This is a genomic window from Vibrio sp. 704 (assembly GCF_033339295.1).
Map to the genome: position 1 here is coordinate 1 of NZ_JAWOUH010000991.1, position 523 is coordinate 523.

The following is a 523-nucleotide window of genomic DNA, read 5'->3' on the forward strand; positions in this document are numbered from 1 at the left end:
AAAGCACGTCATCCGTTTGGCAAATACCAACGCTCTCCCGCTCGGTTCAATCGTTCCCGAAACGCAAAAGAGCTTGGTATCAATTTGGATGTAAATTATGGAATTCAACCCAAATCGCTTAGTGGCACCGGTATGCTCACTGGCTCTGGTTGCCCTACCTGCTTTCAATGTGGTGGCACAATCGCCAGCCAATACGAAAGCACAACAAGAAGCGCAAGCTCAGTCAACCAATGAGCTAGCAAACCTCATTAGCGTTGCGTTGAGCAACGATGGCAACCGTAAACAGTTCTATGCTCAATCGGAAGCGATGCGTGAAACAGGCGTAGCCAGCGCAACCTTGATGGACCCGAAACTGAAAGTCGGTTTTGGTGGTTTGCCTGTCGATAGCTTCAAATTTGACGAAGATCCGATGACCAATATCTCCGTCGGTTTGATGCAACAGTTCGAACGTGGCTCGACGCTCGACCTTCAACAAAAGAAAGCCAATCAACAAGCCGATGGTTTGTCGTTGCAAGTTCACGCA

General features: G+C 48.8%; 1 pseudogene. It reads left to right on the forward strand.

The features are described from left to right. Window positions 1-214: 214 nt before the first annotated feature. A pseudogene (locus R7R24_RS30285) lies at window positions 215-523 on the forward strand (copper transporter); the annotation flags it as partial.